This is a genomic window from Pseudoalteromonas caenipelagi, from assembly GCF_013140855.1.
Taxonomy (GTDB): domain Bacteria; phylum Pseudomonadota; class Gammaproteobacteria; order Enterobacterales; family Alteromonadaceae; genus Pseudoalteromonas; species Pseudoalteromonas caenipelagi.
The window spans coordinates 1-18,940 of the sequence record NZ_JABBPG010000005.1 but is presented as its reverse complement, the minus strand read 5'-3'; the positions used below and the strand labels follow the sequence as shown (position 1 = coordinate 18,940).

Below are 18,940 nucleotides of genomic sequence, written 5' to 3'. Positions count from 1 at the left end.
CCTATTAAAAACTATTAACTAGAAAGCTATCTTGCTTAGCTGGTTGTCTATTTAATAAGCAAACAGTTGTCATGAAACGGACTTTTATGACAAATAGACTAAACTTGGTTTATAGCCATGCAAATTGTTGGTATTACCTACAAATGTATTGGGTATAGCATATATCATTGCAAACGACAGGAATGCGCTATGGGAAAAGATCAAGACCTAGACAGAAAAGTGTACGTGCTTGACACCAACGTACTACTTCATGAACCCCTCGCTTATCTTTCCTTTCAAGAACACGATGTGGTTATCCCCATGACTGTACTTGAAGAGCTAGATCACATTAAAGACAGAAAGCGCGATGTAAGTCGTGACGCCAGAGTGGCTATTCGTAGCCTAGACGATGTACTTAAAGATGCTTCCCCTGAACAGATGTTAGAAGGAGTAAGATTACCGAGTATTCAATCAGATAAAGAGCATGGCCCACTTGCTCGTGGCAAGTTGATTATTGTGAACGATCACTTATTCCCTGATAGCATTTCAGGATTACCAGGTAATGAGAATGACCATCGCATTATCAACTGTGCGGTACGCTTACAAAAACAATACAGTGAGAAGAAGGTCGTTCTTGTCACTAAAGATATAAATATGCGACTCAAAGCCAAAGGAGCAGGGCTTAAGTTTGTAGAGGATTATCGAACCGATCAGTTAATTGATGATATTAAGTTGCTCAGTACTGGCTTTTTAAAGATCAGTGGTGACTTTTGGCAAAATGTTGGTGAATGTAATTCAGAGCAGCAAGGCAGGTATACATTGCATCACGTGCCTAAGGCACTCCTTCCGGATGTGTTTTGCAATGAATATCTGATTGATGATAGTGAACACTTTGCCGCTCGTGTGGATAGCTATGATGATGGACATATTACCTTAAAAGACCTAAGCCGAGAGCGACTAATGCACCAAATGGCTTGGGGTGTCAAACCAAAAAATATCTACCAAGGTATGGCCCTAGATGCATTATTAGACCCAGATATAGAGTTAGTTATTTTAACAGGCCCAGCTGGGTGTGGTAAAACCTTACTGGCATTGGCAAGTGCGCTTGAGATGATCATTGAGAAGGGGGTTTACGATAAAGTCATTGTTACCCGTAATACACCTGAAATTGCAGAAAGCATAGGTTTTTTACCGGGGACCGAAGAAGAAAAAATGGCACCATGGCTGGCGGCTATCACTGATACTTTAGAAGTGTTACACAAGAACGATGAAAGTCCGATATCTAGCCGTAACTACATTATGGAAAAAGCTAATATTCAGTTTAAATCGGTAAACTTTATGCGTGGTCGTAGTATTCAAAACGCCGTTGTTATTTTGGATGAAAGTCAAAACCTAACAGCCTCGCAACTGAAAACTATCATTACGCGCTGCGGTGAAGGTACGAAGCTTATCTGTACAGGTAACTTGGCCCAAATTGACAGTAACTATTTAACGCCGGTGACTTCGGGTCTCACTTATCTTGTAGAACGTTTCAAACACTTCGAAGGCAGTGCAACCATTAATTTAAATGGGGTTGTGCGTAGTCGTTTGGCTTCTTTTGCAGAAGAAAACCTATAGTAAATCAACACCTACAGGCCACCGTGTCGTGGCCTGCTTTTAAACACTTTTAATAGACAATCCTAGCATTACTGGTAATGTTCTTGCTTAATAATAAATTAACAGTTTGGCTGTAATGGACAAGAACCAAGATTTTATCCCACTCAAAAAATATCGAACTGCTGCGTTGACAGGGTTATTTATGTCGATATTTGTGGCTGGTTTTTTATGTCTTCACTTGTATCATATCAAACTCAATCGCGCATTTTCTGAACATCAAGCCTACTATGAAGCCATCGACACGCAAATCATGCAAAAAGTGGCAGAGGCCAGTAATGTCATTGATAATATCTTCACCAGTATTGAACTACCTCTTAGTTATCAATTTGATGAATCAATACTTCAAACACTTGCCAAAACGAACAATTATTATCACAAACTTGATGCCAATGGTGGCGAAATAGTCGTTCGCAAAGCCGTTGAAAATGATTTTGCTGTACCTGATAATTGGCAACAAATACTCGCTTTAGGGCCTGCATTTAATACTGCTTTGTCATTAATTCCTGCATTGGACGCCATCGCTTATGTCAAAGAAGGGCAGTTCGCGTTTGTGCGCCGTAGAAATACTGATACCAGTCACTTGCTCAGTACGATGCTAGATGGCGCACTATCACCAGACTTTTCTAACTACAATTTCAGTAGCAGTCAGCGAGTAAAGGTCCAAGGCAAACATTACTTTAGTATTGCTAAGCACAGTGGTAATGCCAAAGGTGAATATGTCATGCTGGTGTATGATAGTAACGATGTTGCTATTTGGTTAAATGATGTGACAGCGGCACATGGTAAAGTCTCGTTACTGAATAAAGATAAGCGTAATTTGCTGAGTGATGAAGAGGTTACGCTTAGACCCAACAACAGTATGAATCGCGCTATACCTTGGCAAGGTGGGGTGCAGTTGTATACGCTCAGAGTTGATGAGCCTATGGATGTTGTTTATGAACAAGATGAGATGCAATTTATTAAGCCGATATTATTTGAGGTGATGCTTGAATTTTGTTTTTTATTAACCTTTATGGTTGCGGTATACCTGCTCCTCAGTTGGTTGGGAAATAGTATCTTTATTCGCCCGGTTAGTTACTTTTTAAACTATCTGACGCATCAGGAACAAACGCCTAAAAGTACCTTTGATTATGTCATCCCCGTTGATTGGCAGCCTTGGTTTAGTGCTGTCAAACAAGTCATCACACAAAAACAAAGTTTGCTTGAACAGCTGCAACGCAATAACGATGTTTTGGATGAGCAAGTTCAGTCACAAAAAAAAGCGTTGTCACGTTCCCTTGAAGCCAAAGAGCGCCAAGCTGCACTGCTTAATACCGTGCTAGATAGCGTGCCTGACTTGATTTATTTCAAAAACATCGACGGATCATTTATCGGTTGTAACCGTGCTTTTGAACAATTTTTGGGTATTGATAAGTCGCAGTTAGTTGGGCGTGAGCAAGGTGATATCACCGGCTTATACCCTGAGTTGTTGACGCTTGAGCAGCAGATGCGCGATGAGAAGCAGGCCATTACCCAAACGGTCATGCTAGATGACAAAAGTTACATGTTAACCTTGAGCCCGTTTTTAGACTCGCAAAGAGGTCTATTGGGTAGTTTGGGAGTGGCACGTGATATTACCTCTCAGCAGCAAGCAATAAAGGCACTACAAACCTCTGAAGAAAACTTCAAAGCTGCTATGGAGTATGCGCCAAATGGGGTGATTTTAGTTTCCCTTGATAAAGGTGTGTTAGCGATGAACAAAGCGGCGAGAAAATACTTAGACTGTGCCGAGTTTGGTCCTAACATACATTTATCGTCATTATTTTCTTCCGATAGTTATTTGGCAATCTCTCATATACTGAGCATGTTGTTGAAGAACTCAAAGAATGTGCTTGAGTTGAGTATTTCGCAAGGTGAGCCATACAGCTGGTTGCAATTGAGCGCGTCTTTAGTGTGGGACAAAAGTAAAGTCGCTAAATATTATGTGTTGCACTTACAAGATGTTACTAGCTTAACGCAGGCTAGGTTAGATGCCGAAAGAGCGACGTTGGCTAAAAGTCGTTTTATCGCCAATATCAGTCATGAGATCCGCACGCCTTTGAATGTTATTCAGGGCGTAGTGGGAATAATGAAAAAGCAACAACTCAATGAGCCGCATTTAGCTATGCTAGCTAAAGTGGAACATGCTTCGATACAGCTGCTCAGTATGCTTGATAGCATTTTAACGTTTGCCAAAGTTGAGCGACAAAAGCTGGCCGTTTGCATCGAACCTTTTTGTATTGCTACGTTGGTGCAAGATTGCCAAGAGTTGATAGCACCTTTAAGTGAACAAAAGAAATTAACACTCACTATTAAAGTCGATGACCGTATCTGGCCTGTTTTACAAAGCGATGTAAATAAAATAAAGCAGGTGCTACTGAACTTGCTCAACAATGCGGTTAAGTATACTCAAACGGGTGGCATTACCTTGAGCATGTCTGTTGTTACAAATAGCAAAGAGCAACAGAGTATTCGCTTTTGTGTTGCAGACACAGGTATTGGTATCAAAAGAGAAGATCAACAGCGATTATTTGATGCATTTACTCAAGGTGATGAATCTTTTTCACGTCAACATGAAGGGATAGGCTTAGGGCTGGCTATTGTGAAGCACGAAGTATCATTACTTGGTGGCACGATTTCTTTGAGCAGTGAGCTTGCTAAAGGGAGTGAGTTTTACTTTACATTAAAAATAGACAAAGCTGAGTGTGTGATACCAGCTAAAAGTGCGCCGGTGCTGTGGCTATGCGCAAACGATAGAATTACTGAGTTCCTTAGGCAGAGCAATATCTGTATGGTACACAGTGCTAACGAAGCTGTAGCAGAGCTGGCTCATGGAAATTATAAAAGTTTGGTTGTTTGTGAGCAAAACGAAGTGAGTGCGCTTGCAAAGAACATGTCAGAACACATGCAAAATCTCAAGTATGTGATCAGTAAGCAACCTGTTTGCTCTTTACCAGTAGCAAGTTCAACAATTGTAAAAATAATGCCTGAGGCCATGTTTTTACAAAGTGCCTTTTGTTTTTTGTTACATGAGCAGCATGCCCCTGAACTGCCTAAAACCCGGCAAGAAGTGTCTGGTTGTTTGTGTCTTGTGGTTGACGACAATGAGGTAAATCAAGATATCACGGCGAATATGTTGCGAACAATGAAGGTTAATGTAGTCGTATTGAGCTCGGCGGCTAACCTAGTTGACATTGTCGCTGTTTTACAACCCGATATTATATTAATGGATATTCATATGCCAGGTACGGATGGGTTTCAAGCCACTCAGGCACTTAGGCAATCACTACCAAAATTTACCAGTCCGATAGTGGCATTAACCGCGAATGCCCAAGTAACTGAACGAAAACGTGCTAAAGCAGTAGGTATGGACGGCTATCTAACTAAGCCTGTCTCACAGACCATGCTACACCAAACATTACAGCAGTATATAGCAAGCGAAGCGACTTTTTTTGATGGTGAGTTAGCGTTACAACAAATGATGGGAGATGCTGAACTATTGAACAAAATGCTTGATAAGTTTTCAAAGATGTGTACAGAATATTTACAAAAGGTGAGTATGCAAAGTGATACAGACAAGCTACAAATGATGGCGCACAATATTAAAGGTGCAGCGGGGGGAGTGGGCTTTATTGCACTTTCAGACGCTGCTATGCAACTAGAGCAACACTTAAAAGAGACGAATCAGCTACAAAAGAGTCACTTAGTTGCACACTTAATCATGCGTTTAACTCAAGTTCGTGAGTATATATTGAGGCAGTACGAAGGTGATTAGATGGTAAGCGGTGCACATGTTCTTGTTGTTGATAGCGATCCCCTAAACCGAGTGGTGCTAGAAAACACGCTTAGTGAAGATTGCTAAGTTACCTTGTGTGATAATTCAGAAGCTGCATTGAACGATCACTTTTTTTGGACGTCCACGACGGAATAAGGCCATTTTAAGCGCATCACACGCCTAGTTTGCCGTCATGCGGTTACTCATCGACCATCCAATCACGGTTCGTGAGTAGAGATAGATAATCACAGCCAAATACAGCCAGCCTTCGCTTGTTATCAAGTACGTAATATCACCGACCCATTTCTGGTTCGGGCCCGTTGCGTTAAAGTCTTGTTCAAGCAAATTAGGCGCAACAGGGAGCGTATGATTGCTATCTGTTGTAACCTTAAACTTGCGGGCTGCTTTGGCCACCAAACCTTGACGCACCATGCTGTTTCGTATGGTTTTTACGTCATGCTCAGCAAGATCTTCCTGAATTCGACTAGCACCATTACGGGCTTTGGAATTGTCAAAGGCTTCCTGTATCAATACATCTCGCTCGGCACGCTTCTCCGCTCTCGGGCTTGGCATCAGGCCACTTTTACGCCAGGCATAATACCCACTACGCGACACCTGAAAGCACCACAACCACTCTGATTAACGAGAACAGGTGCTAATGCTCCATAATAAACTCAAACCGCGCTATTTTTGGTTCTTCGCGAAGTAGGTGGCCGCCTTTTTTAAGATGGATAAATCTTCTGCCTGCTCAGCTAACTGGCGCTTTAAGCGTGCCACTTCAGCAGCAAGCTAGGATTCATATTCACTGGTATTAGACTTTTTCTCGGCAGCAGAGCGCCAGTTATACAATTGAGATTCATAAAGTTTTAATTATCTAACTGCGGCAGCTACGCCGATCTTATCGGCCAATTTCAGAGCTTCAGCTTTAAATTCAGCGGTATGTGTTTTGCGGACTTTCTTTGTTGACATTTTTCACCTCGTTAAGCGATTGCACCCACTTAGCAAGGTGTCCAAAAGTGTTGGTACGGATTATTAGTAGACCAACTCTCAACAAAGCTTTAACTAGTCTTAGCGATTAATATGAAGGAAGAATACTTTGGATAAAAGGAACTGCTAAAACATCATCAATAACCAAAAAACTATTGGTCTGACAAAAGTGCAGAATCATAATAAAAAAGCTAAATAAAGCTGACTCTTGCTAGAAAAATTATCTTTAATTTAGCCGCAAAATATAATGGAATTAGCCATTATATTATCGTGATGTTGGCGAGCTTAAAGATAGAATAACTCAGTTCTTATGGACTAAAAACAACGAGCGTTCTAACATGGAGCTAAGTGGTGTTACCAAATTAAAAAATTGAAATTCTCCTAAATTCTCCTATTTATTCATATGTTTATTGACATACTTTATAAAGCGTGTATTTTATTTAACGTTTTCTTGTTCTGAGTCAAATATTGTTGGCTTGAAGGAGGGAAATTAGTTTTTTTAATGGTGTTAAGAAGGATTCTTGTAGTTATGCGCCAATACTTTGTAATAAGTATTTGTACAATTATTTTTATTTTTGGTGGCTTTTGTATACTAAAAAATAAAGTACAATTATTACCTGATATTGAACCTCCCAAAATATCTTTTTCCGTGGCTTGGCCTGGAGCTACAGAAGAGTTTTTAATTTCGGATGTCGTTAAACCATACGAAGACTCCATTCTGGGAAAACTGGACCATTTTGAAGCTCTAAAGGTTACCACTAAAGCGGAAAGTGCGTCGTTTGAAGTTACCTTTGCTTTTGGCACTGATCTGGATGAAGCTGAAAAAGAGCTAGCGTCACTCCTGTCCCGGGCTAGACCTTTACCTTTGAATATCAAAGCCTTACTTTTTCGCCATGGCGGTAGCAATGTCTCCAACCGGGTTGTCGGCAGCTATTTTATTACTTCAGAGCTGGGAGAGTTTTCACAGGAACAGCTTCGCTTGATCAATAATTTAGCTTCGCATAAATTTAAGTTGCTTCGCGGGGTCGAAGAAGTTGAACTCAATCCCCTATTAGAAAACCAACTGCAAGTGCGCCTTGATATGGAAAAGCTGTATCAGTTGCACTTAAGCTTTGAAAAAGTTCGCAGTATTGTCAGTAATATGTTGACTCAACCTGTTACCCGTTTGTATGAAGGTGACAGTGTTATTACCGCTAAATTTAAGCAAACGAGCTCACTTGACGATATACGGCAAACCCCGGTGTCGTATGTGAACGGGGTTGCTATTTTATTGCAGGATATTGCTGAAGTATCGGTTGAACCGATCATTCAGACTGCGACAGCAAGGTATAATGGCCAGCAAGCCATTGCTATGCGAATTTTACGGGATGCAGAAGCAAACCTGATTGAAGTACAGCATTTGGTCGACAGCGTTTTGGTGCAAGAGGCAAACGTTATTCGTAGCAGCGGTCTGAGCTACAATTTGTCGTTTGATACTGGACTATTTATTGAAAGAGCAATTGTATGGATACTTGGTTCACTCGCGACAGGTTTTTTACTCACTTTACTTGTTTCCTATGTTTTCTTTAAGCGAATCCAGCCGACATTATTGGGCGGTTTGATCACCTTGCTGTCAACATGTGGGGTTTTTATCGTACTCAGCCTCACTAACACCTCTATTAATGTGATTTCTCTTGCGGGCATTACCTTTGCAACCGGTATGTTTGTTGATGGGGTATTGATTTTTGTCGAGTATTTAGACCGCTTGAAAAAAGAACAAAAGTCTACGCTGGAAAAAATAAACCAAGCATTGAACAAATTGGTGCCAGCACTTTTTGCCTCGTCATTAACGACAGTGATAGTGTTTGTGCCGGTGATCTTTAGCGATGGCGCCGAAGGTCAGCTGTTTAGAGGCTTAAGTTTGGCAATCACCTCGGGGCTGATCTTTGCGCTCTTGTTTACAATATTGATCACCCCTTTCTTTGCCCTGCGTTACCTCCCACATAGGGAAGCGGCGGGGGAGCTAGCATTTATCTGGGTTGTCAAAGTAATCAAAACCATGCTGGTAACAAAGAAAAGAAGCGCCACTGTGCTGACTGCCCTGATCCTGTTTAGCTTTGTTGGCTTGATCGGGTTATTTCCTTCTATAAGCTATTTGCCTTCGGTAAAGCGAGATGCGGTTGATGTCTATATTCCTGTCTCGGGGTCGAATCGCATCGAAGCTGTAGACCGTGACATAATCGAGCCCCTCAATCAAGTGCTACAAACCATACCTGGACATATTGAATTAAAAAACAATTATGTCATCGGCTGGCCATTTTTTGCCACGGCTGCAGTGCGCCTGGAAAACACTGATCAACTTCCCGAATTATTAACATATTTAAAAGACACCTTGAAGGAAGAGTTACCCCAACAACGCGTCATTGTGTTACAGGGAGAGTTACTTGGCGGGGCAGAAAGCAGCAACAATATCGAAGTGAACCTTTTTGTCAATGATAAGCACTGGCTTGGCACTCATATCGAGCAAATTCGTGAAATGGTCACAGAGACCTTACCTGGTGTATCTTTACGCGTCACGCCAGGTATAGATAAGGCTGTGAGCGAATATGAGCTAACTCCAAACCTTGCACAGCTCCGTCACCTGAATGTGGGTAATGAAGAGCTTAAAAACCTGGTCAAAGCTATTGGGCAAGCGGACTTTATCGGCAAATGGAATGATAGCGACGAAGTACTTAACGGCTATATAACCCTCAAAGAAACCAACAGTAAAATTGAGAATATCCCTTATGTTGCCAGCAATGGCGTACGCTCTTTTGTCGGAGAGCTCATGAGTATTGAGGAGTCCCGTGAGCTGCCGTCACTGATCCGGCTCAATGGCACTAAGACGGTGACCTTAAGTTTGAGAATTACCGACAAGCAGTTAACGGTTTCAGATGTGATGGATAAACTCGAAAGTGATCTGGTTCCTCAGTTAAAGAGCTTAGTTGCAGACAAAGGCTTTATCAGTGTTGAAGGAAGTGCGGCAAGTTTAACCAAGACCAAACTATTTTTGGCAGTTATGTTGTTATTTGTTGTGGTGGCCTTTTTTGTCATCGTTGCTGGGCTGTTTAAATCGGTGAAGCTCAGTGTCTATGTACTGGTTTCCCTGATGCCGGCTTTATGCGGCAGCATTTTGGCTTATCAAGCATTAGGCCTGTTTACCCCGGTTGATTTTAATGTACTGACTATGTTGGGTTTTGCCATCATGCTGGGGATAGTTGCGAATAACTCAATTCTGCTTGTTGATGCCATGCAGCAAGGTTTTGCCGCGCACCATGATCTCCTTGCTGCAATTGTTGCCGGTACGCAGGAGCGGGTGCGTGCTGTTGTCATTAGCTCGTTAACGACAATTCTTGGCATGTTACCCCTGTTATTGTTTCCTTCCGACGCTTCACAAATCTATCAGGGAATAGCGGCGATTATCGTTGGCGGAATCACGATTAATTTACTTACCGTTTTGTTTGTGATTCCGGCTTCGGCTCATTTATTCGGTTTATCTACAGTGAAAAACGGCTCTGTCCAGGCTGAGCCATCCCATAATCTTAGCAAGGTAGCGTAATGGTTAACATATTTCGTATTCTCACTTCTCTTCTTGTCCTGCAATATGCTTCATGGGCGAATGCCGAGGAGGCATTGCTGCCGGGTACGGTTTACTCAAAAACCAAGCTTCAACTCTCTGCAGAGCAGAGCGGGCAACTGAACTTTATTCTCGATGTCGGAGAGACCTTTCAAAAAGGCGATGCCATCGCACGGATTGATAACAGCTATGAGCAGAAGCAACTGGTGCAGTTAAGCATCCAGCAGCAAAACATCAAGGCAAAAATTGCCGAACATCAACAGATTATTGATGGTTATGAAAGTTTGCTGCAAAGCAATTCCGTATCTGGGGAGCAAAGGGCACAAAAGCATATTGATTTGCTTAACTCACGTCATGAGTTGAACCTGATTGAACAAGAAATTGTGCGCTTAACGCATATTTTAGATAAGAAAACAATCAACGCCCCATACCCCGGGGTTGTGTTACAGCGAGATGTGAAAACCTTTGAGGTCGTCCAGGCGGGCGATACCTTGGTCACTGTCTTTGATCCCCGTGCTCTTTATGTCCTAGTACATGTTCCGCACCATTTATATAGAACTCTGGACTTACAGCAAGCCGGTGTGGCGGAGGAGAACAGCCAGTTACAACTCGCTTTTGACTATCTTGTTCCTGAAGTTGATGTTCGTTCGAGTACTGTTGAGGTCAGTTTTAAAGTAACTGGTATCGGTGTGCTACTGGGACAAGCTTTACAAATCAAAATTCCTAAAAAATTATAATTTCAAATGCGTCGGTAAATTGATGAAACAACTATTATCTAGAATCCAGTGTAATGCAGGAGAGGCCTTTGTTGCCACAAACCAAGAAAAATGGACTTTTGCTCAGCTAAATCATAACTCTGATTTGTGGGCCAGCCACCTGTATCAATGTTTAGGGCGTGACGTCGAAAGCTGGCCAGATGCACTGCCTATTGTTGCGGAACGTTCGCTTGAATACATTACCGCAGTTCTGGCTTGTTGGAAGCTTGGCATTGGCGTTGTGCCAGTCGCAACAGGGACACCTGACACCCGATTGCAGCATATCCTGCAGGATCTTGATGCGCAATGGCTGATCAACCTGAGCGGCAAGGCCTCCTTTGGTGATATACAAGAAATCTGTTTTGACTGGGACCTGCCTCAAGCGGTGGACTACCCCCAAACAGAAGTTAAGCAAACGGGAATCGCCTATATCATTTATACCTCAGGGACAACAGGTAAACCCAAAGGTTGTGTGGTAGGCATTGAAAGCCTGCTGCCTATGGTTGAGTCCTTTTGTGATTATTATCACCTTTCCCGGACCAGCCGGATGACGTTTTCCGCCAATATCGCCTTTGATGCCGCGATGATGGAATGGTTGCCAGCCTTGTTCACCGGGGCATCCTTATATGTCGTCGAAAACGAGGTACTGCTCAATCCTTATGAGTTAGTCAATTTTTATCAACAACACCAAATTACCTTCAGCTGGCTCCCTACGCCTTTGGCTGAAATATTGATGGCGGATGAGCAGCTTGTTTTACCTGCGAGCCTAGAAGTCTTGCAAACAGCAGGTCAGCGCTTAACCAAACGTCCTCCTAGTCACTGGACTGTACGCGTTGAAAATGCATACGGGCCCACCGAAACCACAGTTATAGCAAGCTCTCATGTCGTTGCCGCTGAAGGTCATGGGCTGCCGGCAATCGGTCGCGCCCTGCCAGGGGTCCGTTGTTTTGTTGTTGATGAACAGTTGCAAGAAGTTGCCTGCGAAGAAGATGGTGAGCTTTTGGTGGCGGGAGCTGGTGTCAGTCGCGGCTATCATAATCTTGCCGAGCTGACCAGGCAGAAGTTCATCACTTTTACCGCGAAAAACGGTGAACAGCATAGAGCTTATCGAACCGGGGATATCTGTCGCTTTAATCAAGACGGCATACTGGAATACATCAACCGCATAGACAAGCAGCTTAAAGTTAACGGCTTTAGGATAGAAAGCGAAGAAGTGATCCATCACTTGTTGCAGCTTGAACAGGTTACCCAGGCTCATATCATGGTGCACCGCATTGGCCAGCAGGATATGCTGGTAGCTTATGTGGTATCACAGACAGAGGTTGACCTAGATGCCGTTAAGCAGTCATTAGCCGCGAGTCTGCCTGAATATATGGTGCCCAACCATATTTTAGTATTAAGCGCCTTTCCTTTGACTGCCAACCATAAGTTAGATGAAGCTGCCCTGCCTTTTCCCCAGTTATCGGATGCTGCTTCACAGGAAGCAGACTGTCATCTGACTGAAGATAAGCAGGCATTCCTCAATATCTTCAGAGACCATATGGGCGTGTCTATCGGCTGGCAGGATAACTTTTTTCAGCAAGGGGGGAATTCCATCGCCGCTATTTCCATTGCTGCCAATGTCCATAAACGTTTTGCATTGGGATTGCCTTTTGAATTGTTTGAAAAGCAGGGCACCCCGGAGCGTTTGTGGCAAGAGATCAATAGCCAAACCTTTGCGATTACTGAGATCAAGTCGCACCTTGACGATGAACAAGATTATATAGACGTCCCCCTTTCTTCGTCCCAGCGTTCGATCTGGTTTTTTGCCAATATGGACAATCAGGACCGGGCTTATCATGCTAAGTCGCAGCTTATGCTGACTGGGCAGGTAGATGCCAAAGCCGTTGCCTATGCGGTGCAAAAAGTGGTTGACCGTCATAGTATTTTCCGTACTGCCTTTTTACCTGGCGACGGTGAAGGGATGCAAAGAGTCTACAGGCATTATGATGTTACCTTACAGGAGTTCGATTTCTCCCACCTTGATGCGAGTGAAAGTAAAAAAAGCCTAGCGGAACTGGTGCAAGAAGAGCTGAACCAGCCCTTTATCTTGTCTCAGCTGCCTCTGGTCAGGTGGGCGTTAGTCAAGCTGTCCGACAGTCAAAGTGCTTTGTTACATATTGAACATCACCTAGTGCATGATGGCTGGTCTTATAACCTGTTTCTCAATGACTTTATTCATTATTACCGTGCCCATGTCAACCAGGCCTTAACTGAGTTGCCTGAGCCGGCACAATATGCCGATTTTTGTCTTACTCAGGCGCAATGGCTTGAGACAGGCGAAGTCGAAAAGCAGCTCAGCTATTGGCGCGATCAACTTGCAGCGTCGCCAGCGGTGTTAAACCTGCCCAATCACCAAACGGAAACCGATGATATCCGTAAAGGGCAAACACTGCGCATCCCTCTACCCAGAGCGCAATGGCAGGCCGTTGAAAGGTTGGCGGAACAAAGAGGCGAAACCGCTTTCAGTATTATGCTGTCGCTGTACTATTTGATGTTGGCCAGATTTTCCGGCGATCAAGATATTTGCGTAGGGTCAGCGTTTGCCAACCGGCAATGGATCAATGCTGACTCCATTGTTGGCATGATGATCAATACTGTGGTGTTGCGCGGGCAATTAAATGACGCAATGAGCATTGATGAGTTGTTGGCCCATAGCGCCAAAGTGGTGCAGGAGGCGCAGCAATATCAATCACTGCCGTTCGAATACCTGGTGAAAGCCGTCAACCCAGATCGCGTCCCCGGAGTCAACCCCCTGTTTCAGGTGTTTTTTGGTTTCCATGATTCACCTATGCCTGAGATTGACTTGCCCGGCATTACAGATAGCCGGGTGTTTGAAGCCATTGACAGCCGGGCGGCAAAATTTGATCTCTCTGTTGTCGTGATTCCCCGTGAAGGACAAATAGGGGAAGATAACCCTGTACATTTGTTGTGGGAATTCAAAACCGCGAAATACCCGCAGTGGCTGATAGAAAATATGATTCAGGACTACTTGCAGTTATTGCAGGTGGTGCTTGAGCAATCAGAGGAGTCCATAGGAAATATTGCGACTGCTGCACCTCAGATCTCAGGCCCCGTCGTCGACAGCCTCAATGAAACCGTATATCAGAGATTCCGCAGGCATGCTTTAGCTTTGCCGCAAGATATCGCGCTTGAACATGAAGAGCAGGTGTACAAGTATGCTGATTTGTTGAACCTGATTGATAAAAAAGCGGCTTACCTGAGTACTCTGAATCTGACTCAGGGACAATTTGTCGGTATCTGCTTACCCCGAAATAGCGACTGTGTCGCTTGGATGCTGGCCTGCCAGGCCTGCGGTATCGGTTATGTACCTCTGGACCCAAGTTATCCGGAAGATCGCATTAACTACATTATCGAACACAGTCAAATTAACTATGTGATTGCCGAGCAGGATAGCTATGCGGTAACGCGGATAATGCCGGATGCGCAAAGTGACGTACCCTGGCAGCCGGTGCCGGTCGATCTGGCATCGCCCATGTATTGTATTTACACGTCAGGTTCCACCGGGTTACCTAAAGGTGTTGTGATCAGCTATGCTGCGTTTAATAACTTTATCTGTGCCATGGCGCAGGAGTTTGCCTTGCAAGCGGGCGATACCTGGTTGGCAATCACCTCTTTTTCTTTCGATATTTCAACACTGGAACTTTACTTGCCGCTAACCTCTGGCGCTAAGGTCTTGCTTGCCAGTCAGGAGGAGAGCCGTGATGCCGCTAAGTTGACGGCTTACCTACGGCACAAGCAGGTCACCCATTGCCAAGCTACCCCCAGCACCTGGCGTACGTTAATCGCTACTGGATGGCAGCCTTTCCAGTCACAAGTGATCTTGTGCGGCGGTGAAGCAATGGATGCCCAGCTCGCTAGGATGCTAAGTGAAAACAACAACTTATGCTATAACATGTACGGCCCTACGGAAACGAGCGTGTGGTCTTCATTAAAGCAGATTTCACCGTTACATCCTGAGGTTTCTCTGGGTCAGCCGATAAACAATACAGAGTTTTATTTGCTGGATGAAGCCCTCAAGCCTGTGCCTGTCGGGGCAGTTGGTCAGCTTTGGATTGGTGGCGCAAGTTTATCTGACGGTTACCTGCACAATGAAGCCTTGACTCGGGACAGATTTATCATGCACCCGACCCTAGGACAGCGTATATATCAAACTGGGGATTTAGCGTCGATAAACCATAAGGGAGAGATCAACTTCCACGGCCGGGCGGACCATCAGGTGAAAGTCTCCGGATATCGTATTGAGCTGGAGGAAATTGAACAAGTCATCAAGCAAGTTGAAGCGGTCAGTCAAATCGCCGTGGTAGTGCGAGAGGTTGCTGGAGCTGAACAGCTGGTTGCTTTTGTGAATGCCTCATGTCAGGAAGCTGTGATCAGCCAGCATTGCCGTCAGAAATTACCGCACTTTATGGTTCCGCAACAAATTATCTATCTCGATTCTTTGCCGCTGACGCCAAACCGCAAAATCGATAAGAAAGCTTTACCTGAGATCGAACTGGAAAATACCGTTCGCCTGGAAGCGCAAACAGAGACTGAAATTGTATTGGCGGATATCTTTTGCCAGCACTTGGGGTTAACCCAGGTTGATGTGCAAACGCATATTTATAAATTGGGCGGTAATTCATTGATGGTGATGAAACTGGCGTTAAGTATCGAACAGCGTTTGTTGACCACGATTAAAGTGACTGATTTGATCGAACTTGGCACGATACAAACTATTGCATCATTTATAGATTCAATGGCGGAAATTGAGGAAGAAGGAGAATTTTCCGAGGAATTGACCATATGAATGTGAATGTACTGCTTGCTGAGTTAAAGCAGCAAGGGATTATCGTTAAGGCCAATGGCGATAAATTAAACATTAAATCTAGCGTGTCCCCGATCCCTGCCGAGGCCGTTGCGAAGATAAGAAAGTATAAAGAAGAATTACTGGCGTTTTTAAACCAGGCCAGTCAAGCAAAAGCAGCGGTCGCATTGCTGTCTGAGCAGGAAAAAAATGCCGGTGTTGCCATTTCTGCAAAGCAAATGTCGCTGTGGCCGCTGTATAAGATGAAGCAGTCCGAGAACTATAACATTCCAATGAGTTTTGTTATCCGCGGCAAGCTGGATATAGAACGGTTAGCGGACAGCCTCTCTCAGGCCTATCGAGCGTATGACGCCTTGCATAGTGTGTTTGTTGAAGTTGGCGATCAGGTTTTACTTAAGCCAAATTACGACGGCGCATGGCAACTGGAGGTCGTAGACGGTGATGAGTCGTTGGCTCAGGACATATACGCTCAAGAGCAGCAGCGTCAGTTTAATTTAAAACAAGACTGTCTGTTTATTGCCCGTCTGGTGCGGATAACGAGTGAGCACTCGGTTTTGGTGTTGAATTTTCCGCATATTATTATTGACGGCTGGTCTATCAGTCAGCTTTGGCGACGCGTGATAGCGTTTTATGACGGTGGCAAGCAGGTATTGGCGTCCAGTGCTGATTATCTGGATTACTTGGCACAATTGCCTGCTGATAACGGACAAGCCTATTGGCGTAACCGCTTGCAGGGTTATGAAGCCATGCAGTTGCATAGTCTGACGCCTTGTCAGGCAGATGAAGCACATGTGATATATGGGCAATTATCTCGGCAGGAAAGCAAGCAACTAGATACCTTAGCCCATGACGCCCAAGTCTCGACTTTCAGCGCGGCATTTACCTTATTTGCTGAAATGATCGGACGTTATGTCGGACTGGATGATATTGTCATCAGCACCCCTTATGCGAGCAGGGATCAGGGGTGGCTTCATGAGATTGTCGGTTACATGGTTTCGATGGTGCCTGTCCGTTACCGCAGGGGGATGTCGTCAAAACAAGTCCAGCAAAACATGCACCAGGATATGGCTGTTGCCAATACTGATTTTAATGCCTTGCTGCCCGAACTGGGCCTGCAGACACATGAAGGTCGTCATCCCCTGCAGCAGGTAGTCTTTGCCTGGCAGGATGGATTGACCGAGCTGGACAGCTTTAGCCAGACGACGGTGCAGCGTATGGAGACAAGCCTGAAAAGCGCTAAGTTTCCTCTTATGCTGTCTATGTATGTCAATGACGAAGGTTACCAGCTGAAGTGGGAGTTTGACCCGAAATTAATCTCATCTCAAACGGTACTGACACTGCAGCAGGCATTTTTTGCCTTAATACGTCAGCAGGGGCAGTATTTGCCCCCAGCAGTGGCAACAAGCGCTTTTCCACCGCTAAAAGGCAATGTTGCCTCACGTTTGGCGGCGCAAGTTAACAAGTCTCCTGAGGCAGTAGCCGTGACTCAGGGAGACCGGGAATTATCATACCGACAGCTGTGGTTACAAGCCTCAAGTATGGCGCTGGCATTACAAGGTGCAGGTGTAGCCGCTGGGGACTGTGTTGGAGTATGTTTGCCGCAGGGCCCTGAACTGGCGGCAGCTCTTGTTGGTATAGTACTGACTGGCGCTGTTTACGTGCCTTATGCAAAAGACGAATCGGCAACACGATTATCCCAGATCGCTCACCAGGCAGAGCTCGCCTGTGTTATCTCCACTGCAGAGCAAGCGATAGCCGGCGTGCCTTGGCTGGATATCCAGCAGATGTTGACTCAACCGCTGCAAGAATGTCCTCTCCCGGAGATTTCTGCAGATAGCCCGATTTATATTAATTTCTCCTCTGGCACCACAGGAGAGCCCAAAGGTATTAAGTGCCTTCATCAAGGGGTGATCCGCTTGGTGGAGAATCCGAATTTTATGTCGCTTAATGCACAAACCCGGATGTTGTCGGCTGCCCCAGCGACTTTTGATGCTTTTACTTTAGAGTTTTGGGGGGCATTGCTCAATGGCGGACAAGTTTGCTTCATTGATGACAAACTGCTGGATGTGGCCCACTTAAGGAGCATCATACAGCAGCATAATGTCAACACGGCTTGGCTGACTGCTGCTTTATTTCATACTTTGGTTGATCTTGACTGTACTGTCTTTGACGGTTTAAAGCAGTTGTTAGTCGGCGGGGACGTTGTTTCCCCCAGCCATATCCGCCGAGTTTATGATGCCCATGCGGATTTGCAGATCATTAATGGCTATGGTCCGACAGAAAATACCACTTTTACCTGTTGCTTCCCGATCCCAAAAAACTGGCCAGCAGATGAAGCCCTGCCTGTAGGTAAAGTTATCCAGGGGACCCAAGCTTATATTGTCGATAATAATGGGCAATTGTTACCTCAGGGTTGTATCGGCGAAATTATTGCTACCGGCCTTGGCTTGGCACAAGGTTATTTGAATCAGGAACAAGATGTAAACCGTTTCATCACGCTGGATATTAATGGCGAAACCACCCGGGCCTACCGCACCGGTGATTTTGGTTATTTTGATGCGCAAAGCGAACTGCGGTTTATAGGTCGTCAGGATCAGCAAGTTAAGATCAACGGTTTCCGGGTCGAGCTGGAGGCCATTAGTCGCTGTTTTAATGAAGAAGTCGAAGTGGTGCGTGCTGAAACTATTGCGGTAGCGAGCGGAAGCAGTCAGCAACTGGTGGGCTTTATCAAACTGGATACGGCTTGTCTCTTTGATGAAGCCAAACTTTTGGCGCGTGTAGACGCTAAATTGCCCAGCTATATGATCCCGGCTACTTTGATTGAAGTGATTGAATTTCCTTTAACTAAAAATGGCAAGGTCGACAGGACAGCTTTGCAGCAGCTTTATCGCGATGAGCTCAACCAGCGTCAAAGTACAAGTGTGCCCTTATCGCCAATGGAAAAACAAATTGCCACGGTTTGGCAAAATGTTTTGCAGTGCGGTGATTGCGGCCCCAATGCGCATTTTTATCGGCTTGGCGGCAATTCCCTTGCCTTACTTAAGGTGCAGAATGCACTTGAGCAAAAGCTTAATTGCCAGCTGAGTAGTGAGATTTTCCAAAGACATACCATGCTCTCCGAGCTTGCCAAGGCTATTGAATATGGCGCGCTGCCTGCAGACTCCGACGAAAGATCTGTGCGGCAAGCAATCCAGTACCCGCTGGTGCTTTCTGCCGAGCAGTACAGGTTATGGTTATTGCACCAGGGGAATCCGAATGCGGCCTATAACATCCCGCTGGTGATCCGTTTTCACCGAGAGTTCACAGGT

6 protein-coding genes and 1 pseudogene are annotated in these 18,940 nt (G+C 44.8%); 6 read left to right on the top strand and 1 reads right to left on the bottom strand.

What is annotated here, in order from left to right:
* Window positions 1-189 precede the first annotated feature (189 nt).
* Both HG263_RS12770 and HG263_RS12765 read left to right on the top strand, forming a co-directional pair.
* The gene (locus HG263_RS12770) at window positions 190-1,596 is read left to right on the top strand and encodes a PhoH family protein (RefSeq protein WP_171626473.1); all 1,407 of its coding nucleotides are present in this window, start codon (window positions 190-192) and stop codon (window positions 1,594-1,596) included.
* A 181-nt stretch (window positions 1,597-1,777) separates the two neighbouring features.
* On the top strand, window positions 1,778-5,428 hold the full coding sequence (locus HG263_RS12765; RefSeq protein ID WP_171626472.1) for a PAS domain-containing hybrid sensor histidine kinase/response regulator: 3,651 nt from the start codon (window positions 1,778-1,780) through the stop codon (window positions 5,426-5,428).
* Between the two features lie 120 nt (window positions 5,429-5,548).
* Here HG263_RS12765 and HG263_RS12760 read toward each other — a convergent pair.
* Window positions 5,549-6,205 (bottom strand): annotated as a pseudogene (locus HG263_RS12760) (IS3 family transposase); the annotation flags it as partial.
* 739 nt (window positions 6,206-6,944) lie between these two features.
* On the opposite strand from HG263_RS12760, the gene HG263_RS12755 reads away from it, so the two are divergent.
* The 4 genes from HG263_RS12755 to HG263_RS12740 form a co-directional block, all read left to right on the top strand.
* On the top strand, window positions 6,945-9,992 hold the full coding sequence (locus tag HG263_RS12755; protein WP_171626471.1) for an efflux RND transporter permease subunit: 3,048 nt from the start codon (window positions 6,945-6,947) through the stop codon (window positions 9,990-9,992).
* Window positions 9,992-10,747 carry an efflux RND transporter periplasmic adaptor subunit gene (locus HG263_RS12750; RefSeq protein WP_171626470.1) on the top strand — a complete coding sequence of 252 codons (756 nt, stop codon included), beginning with the start codon at window positions 9,992-9,994 and terminating at the stop codon, window positions 10,745-10,747. The genes HG263_RS12755 and HG263_RS12750 overlap by 1 nt, the downstream gene beginning before the upstream one ends.
* 22 nt (window positions 10,748-10,769) lie before the next feature.
* Window positions 10,770-15,614, top strand: a complete 4,845-nt coding sequence (locus HG263_RS12745) for a non-ribosomal peptide synthetase (RefSeq protein ID WP_171626469.1) — start codon at window positions 10,770-10,772, stop codon at window positions 15,612-15,614.
* The coding region (locus HG263_RS12740) for a non-ribosomal peptide synthetase (RefSeq protein WP_171626468.1) at window positions 15,611-18,940 on the top strand (3,330 nt) is incomplete at its 3' end. The genes HG263_RS12745 and HG263_RS12740, both read left to right, overlap by 4 nt.